Source organism: Bacillus sp. SD075, from assembly GCF_017355165.1.
Lineage (GTDB): Bacteria > Bacillota > Bacilli > Bacillales > DSM-1321 > Peribacillus.
The window spans coordinates 51,615-70,819 of the sequence record NZ_JADILK010000023.1; the positions used below are offsets into that span (position 1 = coordinate 51,615).

Below are 19,205 nucleotides of genomic sequence, written 5' to 3' on the forward strand. Positions count from 1 at the left end.
TTACACACCCTGCTTTCGGTTTCCCGTTACAAACATAATCAGGAACATTATAATAATCAAAAATACCGCGATTGTTGAACCCATTCCCCAATCCTGTGTCACAAGGAAATGCTGCTCGATAGCTGTACCAAGCGTAATCACGCGGTTACCGGCAATCAGTCTTGTAAGCATGAACAATGAAAGTGCCGGGATGAAGACCACCTGGCATCCCGTCTTTACACCATTTAACGTCAATGGAAAAATGACACGGCGGAATGTCATCCAGCGGGACGCTCCCAAGTCATTGGCCGCATCCAAAAGGGTTGGACTCATTTTATCAAGCGCATTGAATATCGGTAAGATCATAAACGGGATGAAAATATAAACCGAAACGAATATGAAGCTGAAATCCGTAAAGAGAATCTGCTGCTTTCCGATTCCTACAGCCTCTAGAAAACCATTCGCCACACCATACGTGCCAAAAATACCAATGAAGGCATAAGCCTTCAAAAGTAAATTGATCCAGGAAGGCACGATAATCAGCAAAAGCCACAACTGCTTATGCTTGGTTTTCGTTAACAAATATGCGGTCGGGTAGGCGACTAAAAGGGATATTCCCGTTATCAGGAAAGCATACCAAAATGAGCTTAAAGTCATTTTTAAATATACTTGCGTAAAAAACTTTTGATAGTTTATCAAAGATAGATTGCCTTCAATGTCAAAGAAGGAATAGTAAAGGATTAACAAAATGGGTGCGATCACAAATAAAGCAATCCATAAGACATAAGGTATGAAGTAAATATTCCGGGATATTTTATTCTTCATGACTTTCCCCATCATGATACGCTTCCAGACGCTTATCGAATTCTTCTTCAGTTTCACCCAATCTCATGACATGAATCGATTCTGGATCGAAATAAAGACCTATTTCATCTCCAACTGCCACTTTTTTCGTTGATTGGACAAGCCACTCATTTCCATCATGGTCATAACAGCTGATTTCATAATGAACACCGCGAAATAGCTGTGAGTCCACCCGAACTTGCAGCTTTCCACGTTCGACGGAAGTGATCTCTAAATCTTCCGGGCGGATGACAATATCGACAGCTTCATTACGGTTCAACCCTTGGTCGACACATTCAAACTGTCTGCCGACGAATTCCACACGGTAATCTTCAATCATTTTTCCTTTTACAATATTAGATTCACCGATGAAATCAGCAACGAACCGATTCAGCGGTTCATCATAAATATCCGTAGGGGTCCCACTTTGCTGAATTTTCCCTTTGTTAAGGACAAAAATCTCATCTGACATCGCTAATGCTTCCTCTTGGTCGTGAGTGACGAAGATAAACGTGATTCCAAGTCTCTGTTGCAGTTCCCGCAATTCATATTGCATTTCTGTACGTAATTTCAAATCGAGGGCAGATAGCGGTTCATCCAGAAGGATGACTTCAGGTTCATTAACAATCGCCCTGGCAATCGCTACCCGTTGCCGCTGACCGCCGGACATTTCCCTGATTTCCCGTTTTTCATATCCCTCCAAGTTAACAAAGCTTAGGGCTTCCTTCACTTTGATTTCCACTTCCGAATTCTTCATTTTTTTAATCCGAAGACCAAATGCCACATTTTCAAACACATTTAAATGCGGAAAAAGTGCATAATCCTGAAATACCGTATTCACTTGCCTTTTATTGGCTGGCACATCATTGATCTTTTTTCCTTCAAAGTAAATATCACCTTTGGAGGCTTCCGTAAATCCAGCAATCAAGCGAAGGATGGTGGTCTTCCCACATCCGGAAGGACCCAAAAGCGTATAGAACTTCCCTCTCTCGATTTCAAAACTAACATTATCGAGAACTACCGTTTCATCATCAAATTGCTTCGTAACCTGATCGAAGCGTATTATATTCCCGTTTGCCATAGCTTCTTCCCTCTTTCCATTACCTTACTCATCAATCTTCAACGATTGCATTTGTTTTGAATTCTATAAGTATGATTCCGTCACCACGAGTAATAACTCGGACTGACCTTCAAAATCATTGATGATTTGATGTTCATCTGAAGCATGAAAATAAATCGATTCCCCTGCCTTGACGAAATACGTATGTGTACCAAGCTTTACAATGACTCTTCCGCTTAATACATAACCGAATGTTTCCGACAGGGATGGTTCAAATTGTTTGAACTCCCCTTTTTCCTGGAGAGTCAGTCGAATAGGTTCCATTTCCTTCTCATTCGACTCAGGCACGAGCCACTGAATTTGATACCCGCGTTCTTCATCGATGAAAAATGTTTGTGCTTCTTCTTCATACACCACTTTTTGGACCTGGTCCTCTTCATCGAAGAAATGCTTCGGCTTGCACCCGAGTACTTCTAAAATATTGAAAAGAGTTTCAATTGAAGGGGAACTAAGATCCCTTTCCAACTGTGAAATATATCCTTTGCTTAAATCCGTTCTTTCCCCCAATTCTTCCTGGGTCAATCCTTTTTTCAAGCGAAGGTTCTTTATTTTTTTTCCAATTTGCATCCCATTACCCTCAATCGGTTTACTTATAGTAAACCCACAGTAGATAAAGTTTTATATAAGTAAACTTTCAGTTTAATTTTACGAATATCATTATACATGAATTGCCGGAAACTTCAAACGGAATTTCCGGCATGCATAAAGGAAGGACCGCCACCTGGCAGTCCCCCTTTTACAACTTCAGATATATCTCTTGCGCTTTCTTCTCCCCATCAGCAATACAATCCGGTATTCCGACACCATTATATGAACAGCCCGCAAGTAAAACATTCGGATAATTCTCAGAGATTTTCTCCTCAAGTGATTGGACGATTTGAGGATGTTTAATATGGTAGTTCGGCATATTTTCATGCCAATTCGTCACTTCACTCGTAATTGGATTCCCGGAAATGCTTAGACTGTTTTTAATGTCGCGTAATGCCACCTGGATCAATTCCTGTTTTGTAAGGGACCGTAATCGTTCATAGTCCGAATTTGAGCTTTTATAAAAAAGCCTTACCAAAAGCTGACTGTTTTCAGAAGTATGCTCCCATTTCCGGCTTGTCCAGGTACATGCATTGCAGATCAAATCACTATTATCACCTGCAATGAAACCTGTCCCGTCTTTTGGAAGCATGCTGTCCGGGATATCGAATCCAAGATAAACGCTAATCATCGAACTATTGATCAAGCCGTCGAAGTCCTCATCCAACTCCCGATCACCCAATAATTTCTGGGCAACAGTATGCGGTGTACTCAATACGATAAAGTCCGTTTCCAGCATTTCACCGTTTGCCAATGAAAGGATATACCCCTCATCATTTCTTCTAATTTCACCTACACTGACCCCTTTTAAAATCTCCACCTTATCGAGGCTTTCCTCAATTCGTTCAACCAAGGTTGATAAGCCATTTTTAAACGAAAGAAACTTCTTATTTCCCTTGCTTTGGTATTTCTGCTTATTTTCATTCAGACCGCGTATTATACTGCCATATTCATTTTTATAATCCAGCATCTCTGGCAGTGTTTTGGCAATGGTCAATTCATTCAAATTTCCTGAGTAAACACCCGATAGGACAGGCGATATCTGCTTTTGCACCAATTCCTTACCTAAGAAGCTTTCAAGAAATAAACCGATTGAATCATTCTTTGTAAACGTCTCATTTTTTGTATAGAAATCCTTTAAGGCGTCAACCTTCCCTTGGGCGGAAACCAGATCACTTTTCACCAGCGACTCCAGACTCATCGGGATTCCGAATAGGGTATCTTCCGGGATTCCCTTCAGCATCCCATCTGTATGGATAAATGATTTTCCCGTGGCATTATAGACAACTTGATCATCTAGGTTCAATTCCTTAAGAAATGGTTTTATATTTTGTTTTCTGGCGACAATCGAATCGGCACCCGCTTCAATTTTAAAAGGACCATTGTGCACTGTCCTTATTTTACCGCCAAGTTCCTCCTTTCCTTCTATTAATACTAATCGTACGGAAAGGCTCCTCGCTTTAACTGATTTTTGTAAAAAATACATGGTTGATAAACCGGTAATGCCTCCACCTATGACTACGACTGTTTTCATTAGGACTACACCTCGATTAACGAATTTTGCATTAAGTAAAGTGTACCATAAGGCAGCGGCATTATTAAAAGCGGCCCTTCTAAATCATTGGTTTCATAATGCAGCCTGTAACAAATTAGACAAAAAAAAGACCTCCCCCGTTCGAAAAATCCACAAGCCATCATATAGAATTTGTTATTTACTTCCTTATTCCATATCCTTGTTCATCGTATCTAATCTATATTCCATTATCTCCATCAACCAGCTTCTGCCTACCTTCTGAATCCCTGTATCCTGATCCCGATTTCGTATAAAGCATTTTGGCAATCCCGCTCATGACGACCACTGCCAGAATGATCGAATCCGAAAAATCCCCTTTGCGAATGCCTGAAGGACTTGCAAGGCTTTCTTCGCACCCTTTTTACCTTGATGCTTTTGATCAACAAAAAAGCCACGGAGTAATATCGCTTTTTTATAGATGGTGAAGAAGGTGATGTTCTCACCGATGTGTAGGACGAAAAAGCCAACCGTCCGATATTCCCTTCACAAACCGGGAGGAGCACTGCCGAATATATCGGCAGTGCTCCTTAAGTTATCCATGTGTATTTTCATTGATTGTTAGTGCTTCTCGTAAATTGATTTGCCGACGAAGTATGTTGGCAACATCACGGGAAATTTGTCGTTTTTCAAACATATCCTGCACTTCATCCCGTTCTGCCTGGATCGCTTTAAAGAACAACTCTCTTTCATAATCGACCATTTTACTAGGGATACGGCCTCCATTTTCACGTTTGCATTTTAAAATCAACACTTTATACTCTTCTATGATCATCGAGGATGTCGCATGATTATCAGGTGTAATACCGGCTTGTATCTCTTGGATGGCAGCTTTATACATCCTGATTTTAAGGTCCCTGACCTTTTCCAATCTCTCAAGATTGATTTTTCTTATTTCTCTTTTATTAGGGAAAAATAATTTTAAAACCCTCAGCATACTTCTTCTGAAAAGCGTTACAGACCTGAAAAAACGGAACTTCAGTCGATTTGTTACGGCACCTTCCATCCGCTGGATGTATTCCTTGCATATATACGCCGTTTCCCGGTCCACTTTTTCATCCTTAATTAGCTTATCCAGGAATCTTTGCTCTGCTTCAAGGGCCTTGAAGCGAAGGTCCTTCTCTTCTTCCCTTAATGCAGCCGGTTCTTTCTCCTGCTCTACATAGGACAAATCATTGATCTTGTTACAGTACCTAGAAATGATCGATAAAGCCGCTTCCCGGTTTTCATCTGTCATTTGGGACTCAATCACCCGAATCGCCGCTTGATGGGAGTGAATGGCAGCAGCTTTCGTTTTATCAGCCTGATTGTCCAGTACTTCCTCTTCTTCCGAACGTGCCACGATTGGCAGAAACACACTCGCAACAATCAAGGTCAGCAATATGACACCTGCTGCAATGAAGATGATTAACGAACGTTCAGGAAAAGGACTTCCATCTGCCAACACATACGGAATCGAGAACGAACCCGCTAACGTTACAGCTCCGCGAACACCGGAAATGGTAATGATTCCGGCCGCTTTGAGGTCTGGTTTTTGGGCGCCTGCTTTTCTCATCACCCAGCCAATCGACCAGGCAGCCGTAAGCCAAATGAATCGTAAAGCGAAGAGGAAAAGTGTAATGATCACAATATAAAGGATCACTTGTCCATTATTGAAGGCTGGATCCTGAAAGATCGTTTTCGCAACGCTTGGGATTTGCAAGCCAAGCAAAACGAAAACGAGGCCATTCAATACATATAAAATGACGGACCATGTACTCTTCGAAACGACTTGAAGTTCTACAGTTGGTGATATTTCCCGATCCCGTTCAATGGCATGGACGATTCCCCCGGCCACGACCGCTAAAATCCCAGAAAGGTGGAAATGTTCCACAGCGAGGAAAATAATAAAAGGAGTTAGGATTTGGATCAGCATATGCATCGTGACGTCTTCCATCCCTAAACGGCGAAGAAATAAACGAAGCCTGATAATGATGAAAGCAAGTATTGCTCCACCTACAAACCCACCAATTGCAATCCATATGAAACTGAAGGTTGCATCGACTAGAGAGAAAACACCAGTGACTGTAGCTGCAACGGCAAACTTAAAGGCAACTAAACCTGAAGCATCATTCATTAACCCTTCTCCTTCGAGAAGGTGCATGATGCTCTTCGGTAACTTGACACGACTCGCCAAAGCGCTTACTGCCACAACATCCGTAGGTGACAAAATCGCCGCTAAAGCGAACGCTGCCGGCAATGGTATCGAAGGGATCATCCAATTAATTAAATACCCGCCCGCCCAAACCGTTATGAATACCAGGCCTAGTGCAAGCATTAGAATAGGTGCTCTCAATTTCCATAATGCTGTTCGGGGTACATTTTTACCATCATTGAATAATAGGGGTGCGATGAATAACAGCAAAAATAATTCCGTCTCCATCTCAACATGTATACCCAGGGGTAAAAGTGCCAATATGACACCCAGTGCTATTTGTATTAATGGTACAGGTATAAAGGGTATAAAATGGTTAATTACATTAGACACTCCAATCAATATAAGAAGGGCTAATATAACAAGAAAAAACTCCATACAAACATCAAACTTCCTCTCTTATCTATTTTCATAACTATAAGCGTAACATATTTATACCCATTCATTCATGCATTAATTATTCTAACCTAGAATCCTCCTGAATAATGATACCTTTTATAAAAGCAAAGGAGCTTGCGTTGTACGCGATGAGCCATCATAAGATCGGGCGATTGAATGTTTTACAAAATCAACTCCATCAACAAACTAAGGTAAACGATAAAACAGAAAAAAGCTGATTGGCTAACCATAATCAGCTTTTCCCTCATGATGAAAGACACCCCACATAAGAAGTCGAGATTAAAAGACTTATTTAGTTCCCGGGACAAAAAGACCAAGGTGTTTGTGCAGTACATTTGCCTGGAAAGGAAGAAGAATGCCTTCACCGCCATCGATATTGACTGCAAGTTCCTCTGATGTGGCAATATGGAGCTTGGATGTTTTAATATATTCAACTTCATCATGCCCCTTGATCTCCCCCCTAATTAAACTGGGAATGATCTTGACGATGAGAGGAAGGGATAAATCCTTAATGATGAATGTGTGCAACTTCCCATCATTCACTTCCGCCTCTGGTGCAAGCTGTTCGAAACCGCCGACAGAGTTTGTCATTGTTGCAATTAGTAAATGAGCCTCGCCTATCCACTTTCCCTGATCATGTTCAACCGTTAAATGAAACGGAGTTTTTTTAATGATCGCTTTTGCTCCTTCAATGAAATATGCAAAAGATCCCAGCAGGGTTTTTTGGTCAACGGTAACATTATAGGTAGCCTCGGCGATTGCCCCTACTGCCAACACATTCATAAAATAACGATCATCGATCTTCCCTATATCCGATTCCTTAATATGCCTATCCTTCAATATCCCAATGGCTGCATTGGGATTCATGGGTATTCCCAATGATCTCGCGAAATCATTAATGGTTCCTAGTGGAATGATTCCGAAAATAGGCCGATGTGGCTGCTCCCCCATGCCATTCACTATCTCGTTCACCGTTCCATCCCCACCCATGGAAATGACAGCATCGAACCTTTCTGCACATGCCTCCTTAGCAAAATCCGTAGCATCCCCCTCACCTTCCGTTTTACGAACACATACCTCCTCAAAAATTTCACCCAGTACCTTTTCCGCTTTCGGCAAAATCTTTCCTGCCTTTTCCTTACCTGAAGATGGATTAATGATAATCATCACTTTCGCCATATGCTACCTCCCACCATTTGTACTTCTACTAGCAAGTTACCTCTTTACTGATGTACTAAAACCACACGGACAATTTTTTCTGATTGTTGGATGAGCATGTTCCCAGTAACTCACAAATAATCTCGGTCACTTGAATTTCGCTGAACTTTCAGAACAAGCTCTTACATGGACTGTAAACGGCCATTCATTGATCACTGAACTTTCCTGTCCTCATCTGTTACATTAATACCTATCTCGTTCAATTGAAAATTGTCTGTCCCTTTCACTCCCTATTTGTTTTTTCCTTTTATAAAAAGCATTATTTCCTCAATTTCCTACTTACCGTGAAGAGAAACAAAAAAATAAATAGATGACAAATCCCTTCCCTATAAGGTTTTCAGACTACCAGTGAAATAAATTTCAAATTTTCTGTAAAATACCTATACAATTTCCAAATTCGGGTATATACTGTATTATAACAACAAGCAAACATCTAAAACTGTACTATAAAGAGGAGGGCAGGACATGCAAGCAAATCGACCGGATTTATTAATAATCGATTCATTTAAACATTGCCCGGAATGTGGTGAAACACATGTGGACCACTCAGATTCCTATCTGATGGAATGCGATCGCTGCCTTTCCAAACGTGAAGAGTAAAGCGATCGGAAAATATATCTAATATTAAAAGGAGGAAATATCATGCAAATGAAAAAATCCATTGAGTTTTTTTTAAACAATATCCCTGCTAAACATTGCCCCGAGTGTGGTGACCATATTATTGAGCACGCTGAATCTTACTTAATGGAATGTGACCGCTGCCTTTCCAGACGCGAAGACTGATTAAACCTAATCAAAAAGGAGGAATCATCATGCAAACTATAAATCCACTGGAATTCTTCAGGAAACTGCCGCCTAAACAATGTACGGAGTGCGGGACCCATATCACTGAACAAGCTGAATCCTACTTAATGGAATGTGACCGCTGCCTTTCCAAGCGTGAAGACTGATTAAGCCTAATCAAAAAGGAGGAATCCCATCATGCAAACTATAAATCCACTGGAATTCTTCAGGAAACTGCCGCCTAAACAATGTACGGAGTGCGGGACCCATATTACTGAACAGGCTGAATCCTACTTAATGGAATGTGACCGCTGCCTTTCCAAACGTGAAGACTGATTAAGCCTAATCAAAAAGGAGGAATCATCATGCAAACTAAAAACCCATTGGAATTCTTCAGGAAACTGCCGCCTAAACAATGTACGGAGTGCGGGACCCATATCACTGAACAAGCTGAATCTTACCTAGTGGAATGTGACCGCTGCCTTTCAAAAAAAGATGAATATTAATAATAGATGCTGACATCAAGAAGCTATGTAAGCCATTTTGATGTCAGCATTAACCTTGTATTAGCTTCCCTTTCCCCGCATTCAAAAAAGGATGTCCTCGGGACACCCTTCAGCCACTTATTATTTATCTCCCAATGTATTTGTCTACATATTTTCCACTGATCTTCCTGCTGCTGTATTGTAAGAAGTCCAATGCAAAAATCATGAATTCAAGGCCTAGACGCTTATCTGAACGCATAAAATCAGAACCTAGCAGTTTCCCCAATTTATCAAGCCTATGATATAGCGTTTGCCGAACAATGAATAGTTGTTTCGAAGTTTCCTGTTTAGAACCGTTACAAGCTAGATAGGTCTTCAGGGTGGGCATTAACTCACCATTGTTTTGCTTGTCATATTCAATGACAGGACCTAAATATTCGTACACCGTTTCCTCCAGATTGCCATGTTTATTTATGAGCGAAATCATGCGATGCATATGTAAGTCCTGATAAAAGAAGCTCCTGTTATCCTCTGGTAGTGTATCTTGAAGCAGCAAAGTCTCACGGGCCGTTTCATAACTTTTATAAATCTCACTTAACCTTTGAACATACTTTCCAAACCCAATGGAAAGCAGTCCCATACGATTACGACCGCTTACATCCATTTTCATGATTCGGTCCACCGCGCTTGAAACCCTTGGTTTCCAATCTTCAGATATACGATTATCACCTAAAATAAAAACAAGATGCTGATGTATTTCCATGGAAAATATCTGAAAGCCGTACTGTTCAAAAACTGTTCTAAACATTATCTTAAAATAGGTTCCATCTAATTTTGTGGAACTTTTATTGTATTTTTGTTGTGGTTTGCAAATGCAAACAATTCCGCCATCCAACTGCATTTTCGGATCAATATAGGAAAGCCTCTCCCGAATTGCTTCGTCACTATATTCACCTTCAATCCAATTTGTAAGCCATTTACTTTCTTCCGACATTTTCTTTTCTTCTATATGTAACTCCCTTAATAGATGCTGTGCCAATGCGGTAGCCGTTCGATCCAAGATCAGTGAATCAAAATCAGAGAACTCTCTGTCGCTGCAAATGAACAGTTCCGCATACTTTTCACCGAGCACTTGAATCGGCTGTTTAAGAACGGTTTTATCCAATTTCCGCTTCTCTTCGTTTATATCCGCTACCATTTGATAGATCATTTTTTTCTTTATTTTTGGAATGCTGGCTATATCGTTTTCATTAAAGATAAGAATAACCTGTACATTTAAATAGCTGTGAAGAAATTTTAGAATTGGTTCATAATGGTCAATTTCGAGGAGGTTTTTATTTAACTGCTGGGAGTAGTTTTCTAAGTTGGAGATCATCTGATATTGTTTATTTATGATAAGGGAATGAATATCCTGCGTGATTTCTACGAAAGGGACTTCTTCATGAAATAGGATGATGGGAAATTGCCGTTCGTTTGCGAGATCAATGGCACATTGCGGCACTGCCATGGTGTTGGCGCCAACCTCGATACAGAGTCCAGCTGCATCGCATTCAATTAACTGTCTTATGTAGGATAGAAATGTGTCATCGCAATCTTTCCACCCTAAACCGGTAGTCAGGATCAGTTCATTTCCATTTAACAAATGGCTGATTTGGGTGACTTCCATGCAGTGGACCCACTTCACTTGACGCTTTATCCCACTGCTACCTGCAATTATATCCGTCAGATTAAAATGCTTGCGTGTTAGAATTTCCTCGATTGTAATCGATGTATTCATCCATCCACATCCTTTTATAAAACTGCTTTAAAATCTATTATAAACGGACAACTCTTAAATCTCCAGACACTTGTTAGAAAATATAACGTCAAAATTCTACAAAATACTCGAACTGGCATAAGAAACAGGACCCATTCGTGAGGAATGGGTCCTGTTCATAACTATTTCAATTCAATTTTTTAAAAAGCAATGTAGAGAAGTATTTCCTTCCTTCAGGGGTTTTGATGTTCAATTGCTTCCATTCCTGCTTCGTTCCTTCAATCAGTTCAAAATCGAGAAAAGCTCCACTTAAACTTTCGGAAACCCGGGTGATTCGATATCCTCTTTCAAGTAAAAAATCGATTTGTTCCCTTTCCAAGCGATACTCTTGATATTCGGACATTTCCATTCCCCCTTTTTCACACGTTCTCCTTGCCGGTAGAAGCCGTAAAAGCAATCTCTTCCTCAAGTTCTGGACCTTTTATTATCCAATCCCTTCCAACCGAAATCCCTAAATACTTTTCATCGCTGGGATCAATGATTTCAGCTTGTTCATATTGCTTGAACCACCAATACTTAGCTAATATATAGTAACTTGCACCGCCGAGGAGAAAGCCAATAATGAATGAATAATTCGAAAAAATCGTGGCACCAATTCCGCCAATCACCCAAGAAATGATTCCTGCCCAATTCACTCCATTCAAGTATTTATACTGACCTTCGCTCTCATAGAGTTCTTGTACATTCACTCTCCGTTTACGGAGGAAATAGTAATCCGCTACCAAGATGCCGACAATGGATGCCAGAATTCCGCCAATTATTAATAAAACTTCTATTATGATGCCGAACAGGCTCCATGGCTGAACTACTATACCAATAACCCCCGCCACAACGACTCCCGCCCAAAATGGCACTTTAGGACCCATGACATTGGAAAAAATGGTAGCTGCGGGAATGACATTAGCCGTAGTATTCGTCGACCATTGAGCGAATACGATCATGATTAAAAGGACGCCGAGAGCAATTCCGCTTGCTGATCCCTGTAGGGCAACTACAGGATCATAATTGGAAACGGCCATATAAGAAACCGCTCCGATAACCACCATGAACGTCTGTGTGATGGGATAGGTGATAATATTCCCAATTATTTGCCCCTTATTGCGCTTGAACCAATTTTTTTCATTTTTTGGTGCCTTAATATAGCGGGAAAGCGTAGGCATATCTGCAGTCAACGTGCCCCAAAATCCCATATTTGCCATAATGACCACCATGAAAGCAGTGGCGGCAGCCCCGCCAGTGACCGGACTTTCAATCCAGGACCATACATTTCTTCCTTGGGCCACAGCCTGATCGGATAGAGTGAAATACATCCAGCCAGAAATTAAAATGATAACGGGCGCTGCCAAATCGGCGAATCGTTCTATCGACTTTATTCCCATTGCCGTGTTGACTAATTGTAAAACGGCAAAAATGAGGAAGCAGATAAACCAATTATCAAAAGCAAAAAGGGTAGTGAAGATAGCGTTCATTGCAGTAGCTCCAAAGTAAGTATTGAGGCCGAACCAGCATGACGCTACAAAACCCCGTACAACCGAAGGGATGTGGGTGCCAATCGTACCGAACGGCGCCCTCATATAGACTGGGAATGATATTCCATGTTCAACACCAATATCCCCTGTCATTGTCATCAAAAAGCCAAGAACCACACAGGCAATGACCGTTGCAAGAACGACCCAACCTAAGGATAAACTTTGAACACCGTTCCCACCGATTGCGAAGGCAGCCAATACTACAGCCATGCCCACCCAAATGAAACCAAATCCGGCTGCACTTATATTCTTCTCACTATGAGGTATAGGCAGCAAATCGGGAGACTTTAAATAATCTTTCTTCTCACTCATAGATAATCCCCCTAAATTAATTTGCAAGATTCCTTACCGAAGTTAGACTGGAAGCTTTTTCCCGGCATCCGGCTTCAAAGCTGCATTATATTTTGCCCTTTTCAAGAATTGCCCTTTTCCAGCTTCACCTACAAATTGTTTGTCTTTAATGACGAATTGACCTCTCGATAAAACGGAAACCGGTTCACCTGTAATTTCCATACCTTCAAACGCATTATAATCCACGGCCATGTGATGAGTGTCTGCCGAAATGGACCTTTCAACTTTCGGGTCAAAAATGACAATATCAGCATCCGAACCTACTGCAATCGTCCCTTTCTTCGGGAATAATCCAAATAGTTTGGCAGCACGTGTAGAGGTCATGTCGACGAATTGATTCAGGGTAATACGCTCTTTCATGACCCCTTCAGAAAAGAGGATACTCATGCGGTCCTCAATCGTTGGGCCGCCGTTCGGTATTTTCGTGAAATCTTCACGTCCAAGATCCTTCTGTCCCTTAAAATCAAAAGAGCATTGATCGGAGCCGATCGTTTGCAGCTGTCCCGTTTTCAAAGCATTCCAAAGCACTTCCTGGTTTTTCTTCTCCCTTAACGGCGGGGACCATACATACTTAGATCCTTCGAAATGGGGCTTTTCAAGATAAGATTGGTCAAGAACCAAATATTGCGGACAAGTCTCCCCCCAGATATCCACCCCTTTATTTCTTGCCTCCGTGATCTTTTCCACCGCATCTTCACAGGTGACATGAACGACATAGAGCTGACCATTTGCCATTTCCGTCAGTTTGGCTGCCCGTCCAGTTGCTTCCCCTTCAAGCTCCGGAGGCCTTGTTAATGCATGGTAAATTGGATCAGTGTTACCTTCAGCAAGCGCCTGCTTAGTAAGATAATCGATGACATCACCATTTTCAGCGTGAACCATGACAAGTGCGCCAAGTGCCTTTGCTTGCAACAATGTGCGGTATAGCGTGGCATCATCAGCTTGAAAAACATTCTTGTAAGCCATGAACACTTTAAAGGAAGAAATCCCTTCATTATCGATGATACTTGGCAACTCATCCAATACATCATCATTAATCTCACTGATCATTAAATGAAAACCATAATCTATGGCCGCTTTTTCATTGGCCTTTTCATGCCATGTTTCAATTGCTTTCTTTAATGGCACCCCTTTTTCGGTCAGACAAAAGTCGATGATCGTTGTTGTGCCCCCATATGCAGCAGCGATCGTACCCGTTTCATAATCATCTTTTGTCGTTGTCCCACCAAACGGCATATCGAGATGGGTATGCGGATCGATGCCCCCCGGAAAAACATAAGCGCCTTTTGCATCAATGATTTCAGCCCCCTCAGCCGGCAGGTCCTTGCCAATCATTGCAATCTTCTCATTTTCAATCAATATATCCGCTTGATACGTATCTGCAGCGGTTGCAATCGTTCCATTTTTAATGATTTTCTTCATATTCGACCCCTCCATCATTTTACGAAATCAACACTTTCACTGCCTATGCCCCCAAGGAACGATTGGCGTTCATTCCATGTCATTGGCGGTAATTCATTTGTCAATTCGATCATATCGATCGCCCCATCGACCGGACAGACTATCGAGCAAAGATTACAGCCTACACAATCTTCTTCGCGCACTCTCAAGAAGGAACTGCCTGACGTGCCCTTAAACATATCTATACATTGATGGGATGTATCTTCACACGCAATATGGCATTTATTGCAGTTAATGCACACATCATTATTAATGCGCGCAACGACTTTATAATTAAGATCTAAATTCCCCCAATCTGAATAGCGCGGTACGGACTTACCGACAATATCCATCACGGAAGAAATCCCTTTTTCATCAAGGTAATTGGACAGGCCATCAATCAAGTCTTCTACTATTCTAAAACCGTGATGCATGGCAGCCGTACAAATTTGCACTCCAGTCGAACCCATCAATAAAAATTCCACCGTATCCTGCCAATTTGAAATGCCGCCTATTCCGGAAATGGGAACATTGATCATTTTATTCCTTGCACACTCTGCCACCATATTCAAAGCAATCGGCTTCACAGCGGGACCACAATACCCTCCGTGAGCCCCCTTGCCGCCCACATGGGGAATCGTGTTCCATGAATGGATATCCACTCCTGCCAAGCTGTTGATCGTATTGATCATGCTTATTGCATCCGCACCGCCGCGCACCGCCGCTTCAGCCGTAACCGTAATGTCGGTTATATTGGGTGTAAGCTTGACGATGACGGGTTTGGATGCAGCTTCCTTCGCCCAGTATGTTTGCTTTTCCACAAGTTCGGGAACCTGTCCCGAAGCAGCTCCCATCCCACGCTCTGCCATACCGTGTGGGCAGCCAAAGTTCAACTCATAGCCATCGACCCCGACATCTTCTATACGCTTGATGATTTCATGCCACTTTTCCTGTTGTGGCTCAACCATTACCGATGCAATGATTGCATGATCAGGGAACCTTTTCTTCGTTTCATATATTTCTCTCAGATTCACTTCAAGCGGACGATCCGTAATCAATTCTATATTGTTGAACCCCGCAACTCTCTGTCCATTAAAACTGACCGCTGCAAAACGTGATGAGACATTCAGGATCGGGTCACCCAATGTCTTCCAAACGGCTCCTCCCCAGCCAGCTTCAAATGCGCGCTGGACTTGATAACCCGAATTAGTAGGTGGTGCTGAAGCAAGCCAAAAAGGATTGGGAGATTTAATACCCGCAAGATCAATTGATAAATCAGCCATGATAAGCCTCCTAATTTTCATAGTTATTAAGCAATATCCACCGCTTCGCCCATCAAAATCGAGTCAATTTCATAGGCTGTCTTCTTCCCTTGCTGGGCAGCTGAAACAACCATTGCCTCACCTTGTCCTTTTCCGAAGATCACGTCACCGCACGCAAAGATCTTTTCATTCGATGTCCTGTACGAATCACCATCCAATGTTACAACGCCATCATCATGTTTAATGCCGAATTGTTCAATCAATCCTACATACCTGGATTGACCTATAGCACGGATGACCCCATCGACCGGTAGGACGAACTCTGAACCAGAAATTTGGACTGGACGGCGCCGGCCATCTTCCCCTGCCTCGCTTAGCACCATCTTTACGCACTCGATGCCCGTTACTTGACCGCTTTCATCCGACAGGATCCTAGAGGGGGAAGTCAGCCAGTGAAACCCGACACCTTCTTGTTTGGCAAACTCAAATTCAAAATCATAGGCTGTCATTTCCTTTTGGGTTCGACGGTAAATAATGCTCACATGCTCGGCGCCCAGGCGTACAGAACAGGTCGCGGCATCGATCGCCGTGTTTCCAGCCCCAATTACCGCCATCTTCTTTCCAATGAATTTATCAGTGATAGCCCCTGTTTTCGTTGCTTTTACAAAATCGATTGCATCATAAACTTCAGCCAAATCCTCCCCTTCAATTCCAAGCTTAGGAACTTCGGACATGCCGATCGCTAAAATGACCGCATCATAGTCGGCAGTCAGCTGATTTGCGGAAACGTCCACTCCGACCCGTGTATTCGTTTTAATATCAACATCCAAACTCTTTACTTGTTCAACTTCCCAATAAGAAATTCTCTGTGGTAAACGGAAAGATACAATTCCGTAAGTATTTAATCCGCCTGGATTCTTTTCCGCTTCGAAAATGGTTACACTGTAGCCAAGCAAGGCTAGTTCCCTTGCTGCAGACAACCCCGCCGGACCGCTTCCTACAATGGCAACCTTTTTGCCATTCTTCTTGCCGGCCTTGAATAGGGCTTGTTTATTTTGGATGGCCCAATCTGTGGAATAACGCTGGAGATCGCCAATCATGATTGGCTTTGTAGAATGGTTCAGGACACATGCCCCCTCACATAACTCTTCAGTCGGACATACCCGTGCACAGCTGGCACCGACAGGATTGGCCGTCATGATCGTCTTGGCCGACCCCTTAAAGTTACCTGAAGCTATCTTCTTAATAAAACCTGGAATATCTATTCCGGTCGGACAGGCTTGGATACATGGAGCATCATAGCAGTATAAACATCGATTCGATTCTTCCAAAGCTTCCTTTGGGGATAAACCCCTCTCCGCTTCCTGAAAGTTAATCTCTAGGCCACCTTTTAACGGGCTCGTCATACTCATCCACTATTTCTCCTTCCAAAAATTTATTTTGAAAAATAAAAAGGGAGGAATTGCATGCATTTCTCTCTCCTGTCCTCATATTAAAAGCATTGCCAACATGGTTGTTCAATTTATTCAACAAACAGTCATGGCGATTTCCTAGCCAATATTCTCTCGTTCCGTTTATTATTATTTTCTATCATTCTCTCACTGATCACACCTTGGTCCCTGCTTCCTTCTATCACAAAAAGCCCCCCCTACTAATCTTAAAAACTCAAATCCTGATGATGGATCAGAGAATTGAGTATTCTTTATTTTATAATGTTAATAAGCAAGTTACATCATACAAAGTGTAAAGTATTTCCATCCGATAGACATGCAATATGTAATATTCATGTTATATTTCCTAACAATAATTGATATACATCGGCATTTTTCTACATACAAACTTACTTTTCATCATACTTACTGATACTTGACACTCGTTGGATGACCTGTTCTGAAAACCTACTTATCAACACTTTGTCCACATAAAAAAGCCCAGAAACTCAATTCCTGGTTTTCTGGGTCTTTTCACTTTTATCCACAACTTATACACATATTATATGGCATTATTCTCTTTGTTTTTGCAGAACAGAAGCATTCCACTAAAAGTTATCCACATTAACGAATCAACTTTTCCACTTATCAACAAACCGTTAACATTTTATCAACAGGCAGCTTCATTGGGGATGAATAACGTATCGTTTATATTTCTCATAATCCGTTTTCTTGCACTCAAGCTTTATTCGATATCCATTTTCCCCATATTCAGTTTCCGTTATGTGACCATTTTCACTGAAATAAGAAACCAGCTGTCCTTGATCAAACGGAATCAGCATTTCACAGCGAGTATAGTCGACAAAAATATGCTTGCGAATTTGATCTATCAAGTCCTCGATGCCAACTTTGTTTTTTGCTGACATATACACAGAGCCACGATTCACCTGAGGGATATCCACATCGGTAAGGTCCGCTTTATTATAGGCAAAAATCGTTGGAATCCCTTTTATGCCTATCTCATTTAAAGTCTTATCCGTTATCTCTATTTGCTGATCATGATTAGGATTGGAAAAATCGACAACATGGATCAACAGATCAGCTTCTACCACTTCTTCCAATGTGGATCGGAATGCTTTTACGAGATGATGGGGCAATTTAGACACAAATCCCACCGTATCCGTCAATAAAAATTCCTTTTTATCCGGAAGCGAAATGTTTCGAACAGATGTCTCAAGCGTAGCGAACAGCATATCCTTCTCCAACACACGCTTCTCAGCTGTTGGATGGAACATCTCAATTAGAGCATTCATGATCGAAGATTTACCTGCATTGGTATAACCGACTAAGGATACGACAGGGATGGCATTCTTTTTCCGCTGTTTCCTCTGTGTTTGCCGATGCGCAACAAGGCCTTCCAGTTCTTTATTCAAAACACTTATATTTTCCTCGATTCTCCTGCGGTCAAGCTCTAACTGCTTTTCACCTGCACCTCTGTTCGTACCAACTCCGCCACTCTGACGCCCTAATGACTCCCTCAAACCAACGAGACGGGGAAGCATATACTGAAGCCTGGCCACTTCTACCTGAAGCTGTGCTTCCTTCGTTTTCGCCCGATGCGCGAAGATGTCCAGAATCAAGATTGTCCGGTCGATCACCTTGCAATCCATGTCCCTCTCCAGATTACGAAGTTGCGAAGGGGAGAGCTGATCATTAAAAATGACGACATTAGCTTCTTTATACTCAACGAGATTTTTTACTTCCTCGATCTTCCCAGTACCGATAAAATGTGATGAGTTCACCCGATGTAAATTTTGTGTGATGTTCCCTGCAACCTCTACCTCACATGCTTCCGTTAAATTGGCCAATTCCTCCATTGAATACTCAAAATCCTTTTGACCGTTGAGATTAACTCCAACCAAGATTGCCCTCTGCTGTAATTCCATCATTTCAAATCCCTTCCGTACAACCATACTTCCCATATTATACTTCAACAAACGTATCATGCTGCCTAAAAGCCTGACACATTATAGCAAACCAGACATCACTTGCATAACGATTACTGCCCAAGTAAGTGTTTTCAACTTCCTTTTATTAAAAAAGAAAATTCAACAAATGCAAACAGGACCGAATATTTTTTTCCAAGTTTCACATGAAACAATTGGAAACCCCATAAATAAAAGCCCCCGGGTGCACCT

General features: G+C 41.8%; 18 protein-coding genes. 5 read left to right on the top strand and 13 right to left on the bottom strand.

Annotation, left to right across the window (positions count from 1 at the left end):
• From IOC57_RS15750 to IOC57_RS15775, 6 genes are all read right to left on the bottom strand, one after another.
• On the bottom strand, nt 1–804 hold the full coding sequence (locus IOC57_RS15750; RefSeq protein ID WP_207439612.1) for an ABC transporter permease: 804 nt from the start codon (nt 802–804) through the stop codon (nt 1–3).
• Nucleotides 794–1,903, bottom strand: a complete 1,110-nt coding sequence (locus IOC57_RS15755) for an ABC transporter ATP-binding protein (protein WP_207439613.1) — start codon at nt 1,901–1,903, stop codon at nt 794–796. The genes IOC57_RS15750 and IOC57_RS15755 overlap by 11 nt, the downstream gene beginning before the upstream one ends.
• 63 nt (nt 1,904–1,966) lie before the next feature.
• Nucleotides 1,967–2,509: a helix-turn-helix domain-containing protein gene (locus tag IOC57_RS15760; protein ID WP_207439614.1), complete on the bottom strand. Its 543-nt coding sequence runs from the start codon at nt 2,507–2,509 to the stop codon at nt 1,967–1,969.
• Between the two features lie 169 nt (nt 2,510–2,678).
• Nucleotides 2,679–4,064, bottom strand: a complete 1,386-nt coding sequence (locus IOC57_RS15765; protein WP_207439615.1) for a protoporphyrinogen oxidase — start codon at nt 4,062–4,064, stop codon at nt 2,679–2,681.
• A gap of 571 nt (nt 4,065–4,635) precedes the next feature.
• Entirely contained in the window at nt 4,636–6,672 is a 2,037-nt protein-coding gene (locus IOC57_RS15770; protein ID WP_207439616.1) for a Na+/H+ antiporter, read from the bottom strand.
• A gap of 309 nt (nt 6,673–6,981) precedes the next feature.
• Nucleotides 6,982–7,872 (bottom strand): diacylglycerol/lipid kinase family protein, encoded by an 891-nt coding sequence (locus tag IOC57_RS15775; protein ID WP_207439617.1) that lies wholly within the window; start codon nt 7,870–7,872, stop codon nt 6,982–6,984.
• 504 nt (nt 7,873–8,376) lie between these two features.
• Here IOC57_RS15775 and yhfH (IOC57_RS15780) point away from each other — a divergent pair.
• The 5 genes from yhfH (IOC57_RS15780) to yhfH (IOC57_RS15800) are packed head-to-tail and all read left to right on the top strand — an operon-like array spanning nt 8,377 to nt 9,200.
• Nucleotides 8,377–8,511: a protein YhfH gene (gene yhfH / locus IOC57_RS15780; protein ID WP_207439618.1), complete on the top strand. Its 135-nt coding sequence runs from the start codon at nt 8,377–8,379 to the stop codon at nt 8,509–8,511.
• A 48-nt stretch (nt 8,512–8,559) separates the two neighbouring features.
• The gene (gene yhfH, locus IOC57_RS15785; RefSeq protein WP_396020841.1) at nt 8,560–8,694 is read left to right on the top strand and encodes a protein YhfH; all 135 of its coding nucleotides are present in this window, start codon (nt 8,560–8,562) and stop codon (nt 8,692–8,694) included.
• A 29-nt stretch (nt 8,695–8,723) separates the two neighbouring features.
• Nucleotides 8,724–8,861 carry a protein YhfH gene (yhfH, locus tag IOC57_RS15790; protein ID WP_207439620.1) on the top strand — a complete coding sequence of 46 codons (138 nt, stop codon included), beginning with the start codon at nt 8,724–8,726 and terminating at the stop codon, nt 8,859–8,861.
• 31 nt (nt 8,862–8,892) lie between these two features.
• Complete coding sequence (yhfH, locus tag IOC57_RS15795) at nt 8,893–9,030, top strand: protein YhfH (RefSeq protein ID WP_207439620.1); 138 nt, start codon at nt 8,893–8,895, stop codon at nt 9,028–9,030.
• Between the two features lie 29 nt (nt 9,031–9,059).
• Entirely contained in the window at nt 9,060–9,200 is a 141-nt protein-coding gene (gene yhfH, locus IOC57_RS15800) for a protein YhfH (protein ID WP_207439621.1), read from the top strand.
• Between the two features lie 124 nt (nt 9,201–9,324).
• Here the strand turns inward: yhfH (IOC57_RS15800) and IOC57_RS15805 are convergent, their stop codons facing one another.
• From IOC57_RS15805 to hflX, 7 genes are all read right to left on the bottom strand, one after another.
• Complete coding sequence (locus IOC57_RS15805) at nt 9,325–10,956, bottom strand: PucR family transcriptional regulator (RefSeq protein ID WP_207439622.1); 1,632 nt, start codon at nt 10,954–10,956, stop codon at nt 9,325–9,327.
• 166 nt (nt 10,957–11,122) lie between these two features.
• Nucleotides 11,123–11,338, bottom strand: a complete 216-nt coding sequence (locus tag IOC57_RS15810) for a hypothetical protein (protein ID WP_063236190.1) — start codon at nt 11,336–11,338, stop codon at nt 11,123–11,125.
• Nucleotides 11,339–11,354: 16 nt separating this feature from the next.
• The gene (locus IOC57_RS15815; protein ID WP_207439623.1) at nt 11,355–12,836 is read right to left on the bottom strand and encodes an NCS1 family transporter; all 1,482 of its coding nucleotides are present in this window, start codon (nt 12,834–12,836) and stop codon (nt 11,355–11,357) included.
• A gap of 42 nt (nt 12,837–12,878) precedes the next feature.
• Complete coding sequence (hydA, locus tag IOC57_RS15820) at nt 12,879–14,297, bottom strand: dihydropyrimidinase (RefSeq protein ID WP_207439624.1); 1,419 nt, start codon at nt 14,295–14,297, stop codon at nt 12,879–12,881.
• 14 nt (nt 14,298–14,311) lie between these two features.
• On the bottom strand, nt 14,312–15,598 hold the full coding sequence (gene preA, locus IOC57_RS15825; protein ID WP_207439625.1) for an NAD-dependent dihydropyrimidine dehydrogenase subunit PreA: 1,287 nt from the start codon (nt 15,596–15,598) through the stop codon (nt 14,312–14,314).
• Between the two features lie 26 nt (nt 15,599–15,624).
• Nucleotides 15,625–16,983 carry an NAD(P)-dependent oxidoreductase gene (locus IOC57_RS15830; RefSeq protein WP_396020842.1) on the bottom strand — a complete coding sequence of 453 codons (1,359 nt, stop codon included), beginning with the start codon at nt 16,981–16,983 and terminating at the stop codon, nt 15,625–15,627.
• A 707-nt stretch (nt 16,984–17,690) separates the two neighbouring features.
• Complete coding sequence (gene hflX, locus IOC57_RS15835) at nt 17,691–18,956, bottom strand: GTPase HflX (RefSeq protein WP_207439627.1); 1,266 nt, start codon at nt 18,954–18,956, stop codon at nt 17,691–17,693.
• Between the last annotated feature and the right edge of the window lie 249 nt (nt 18,957–19,205).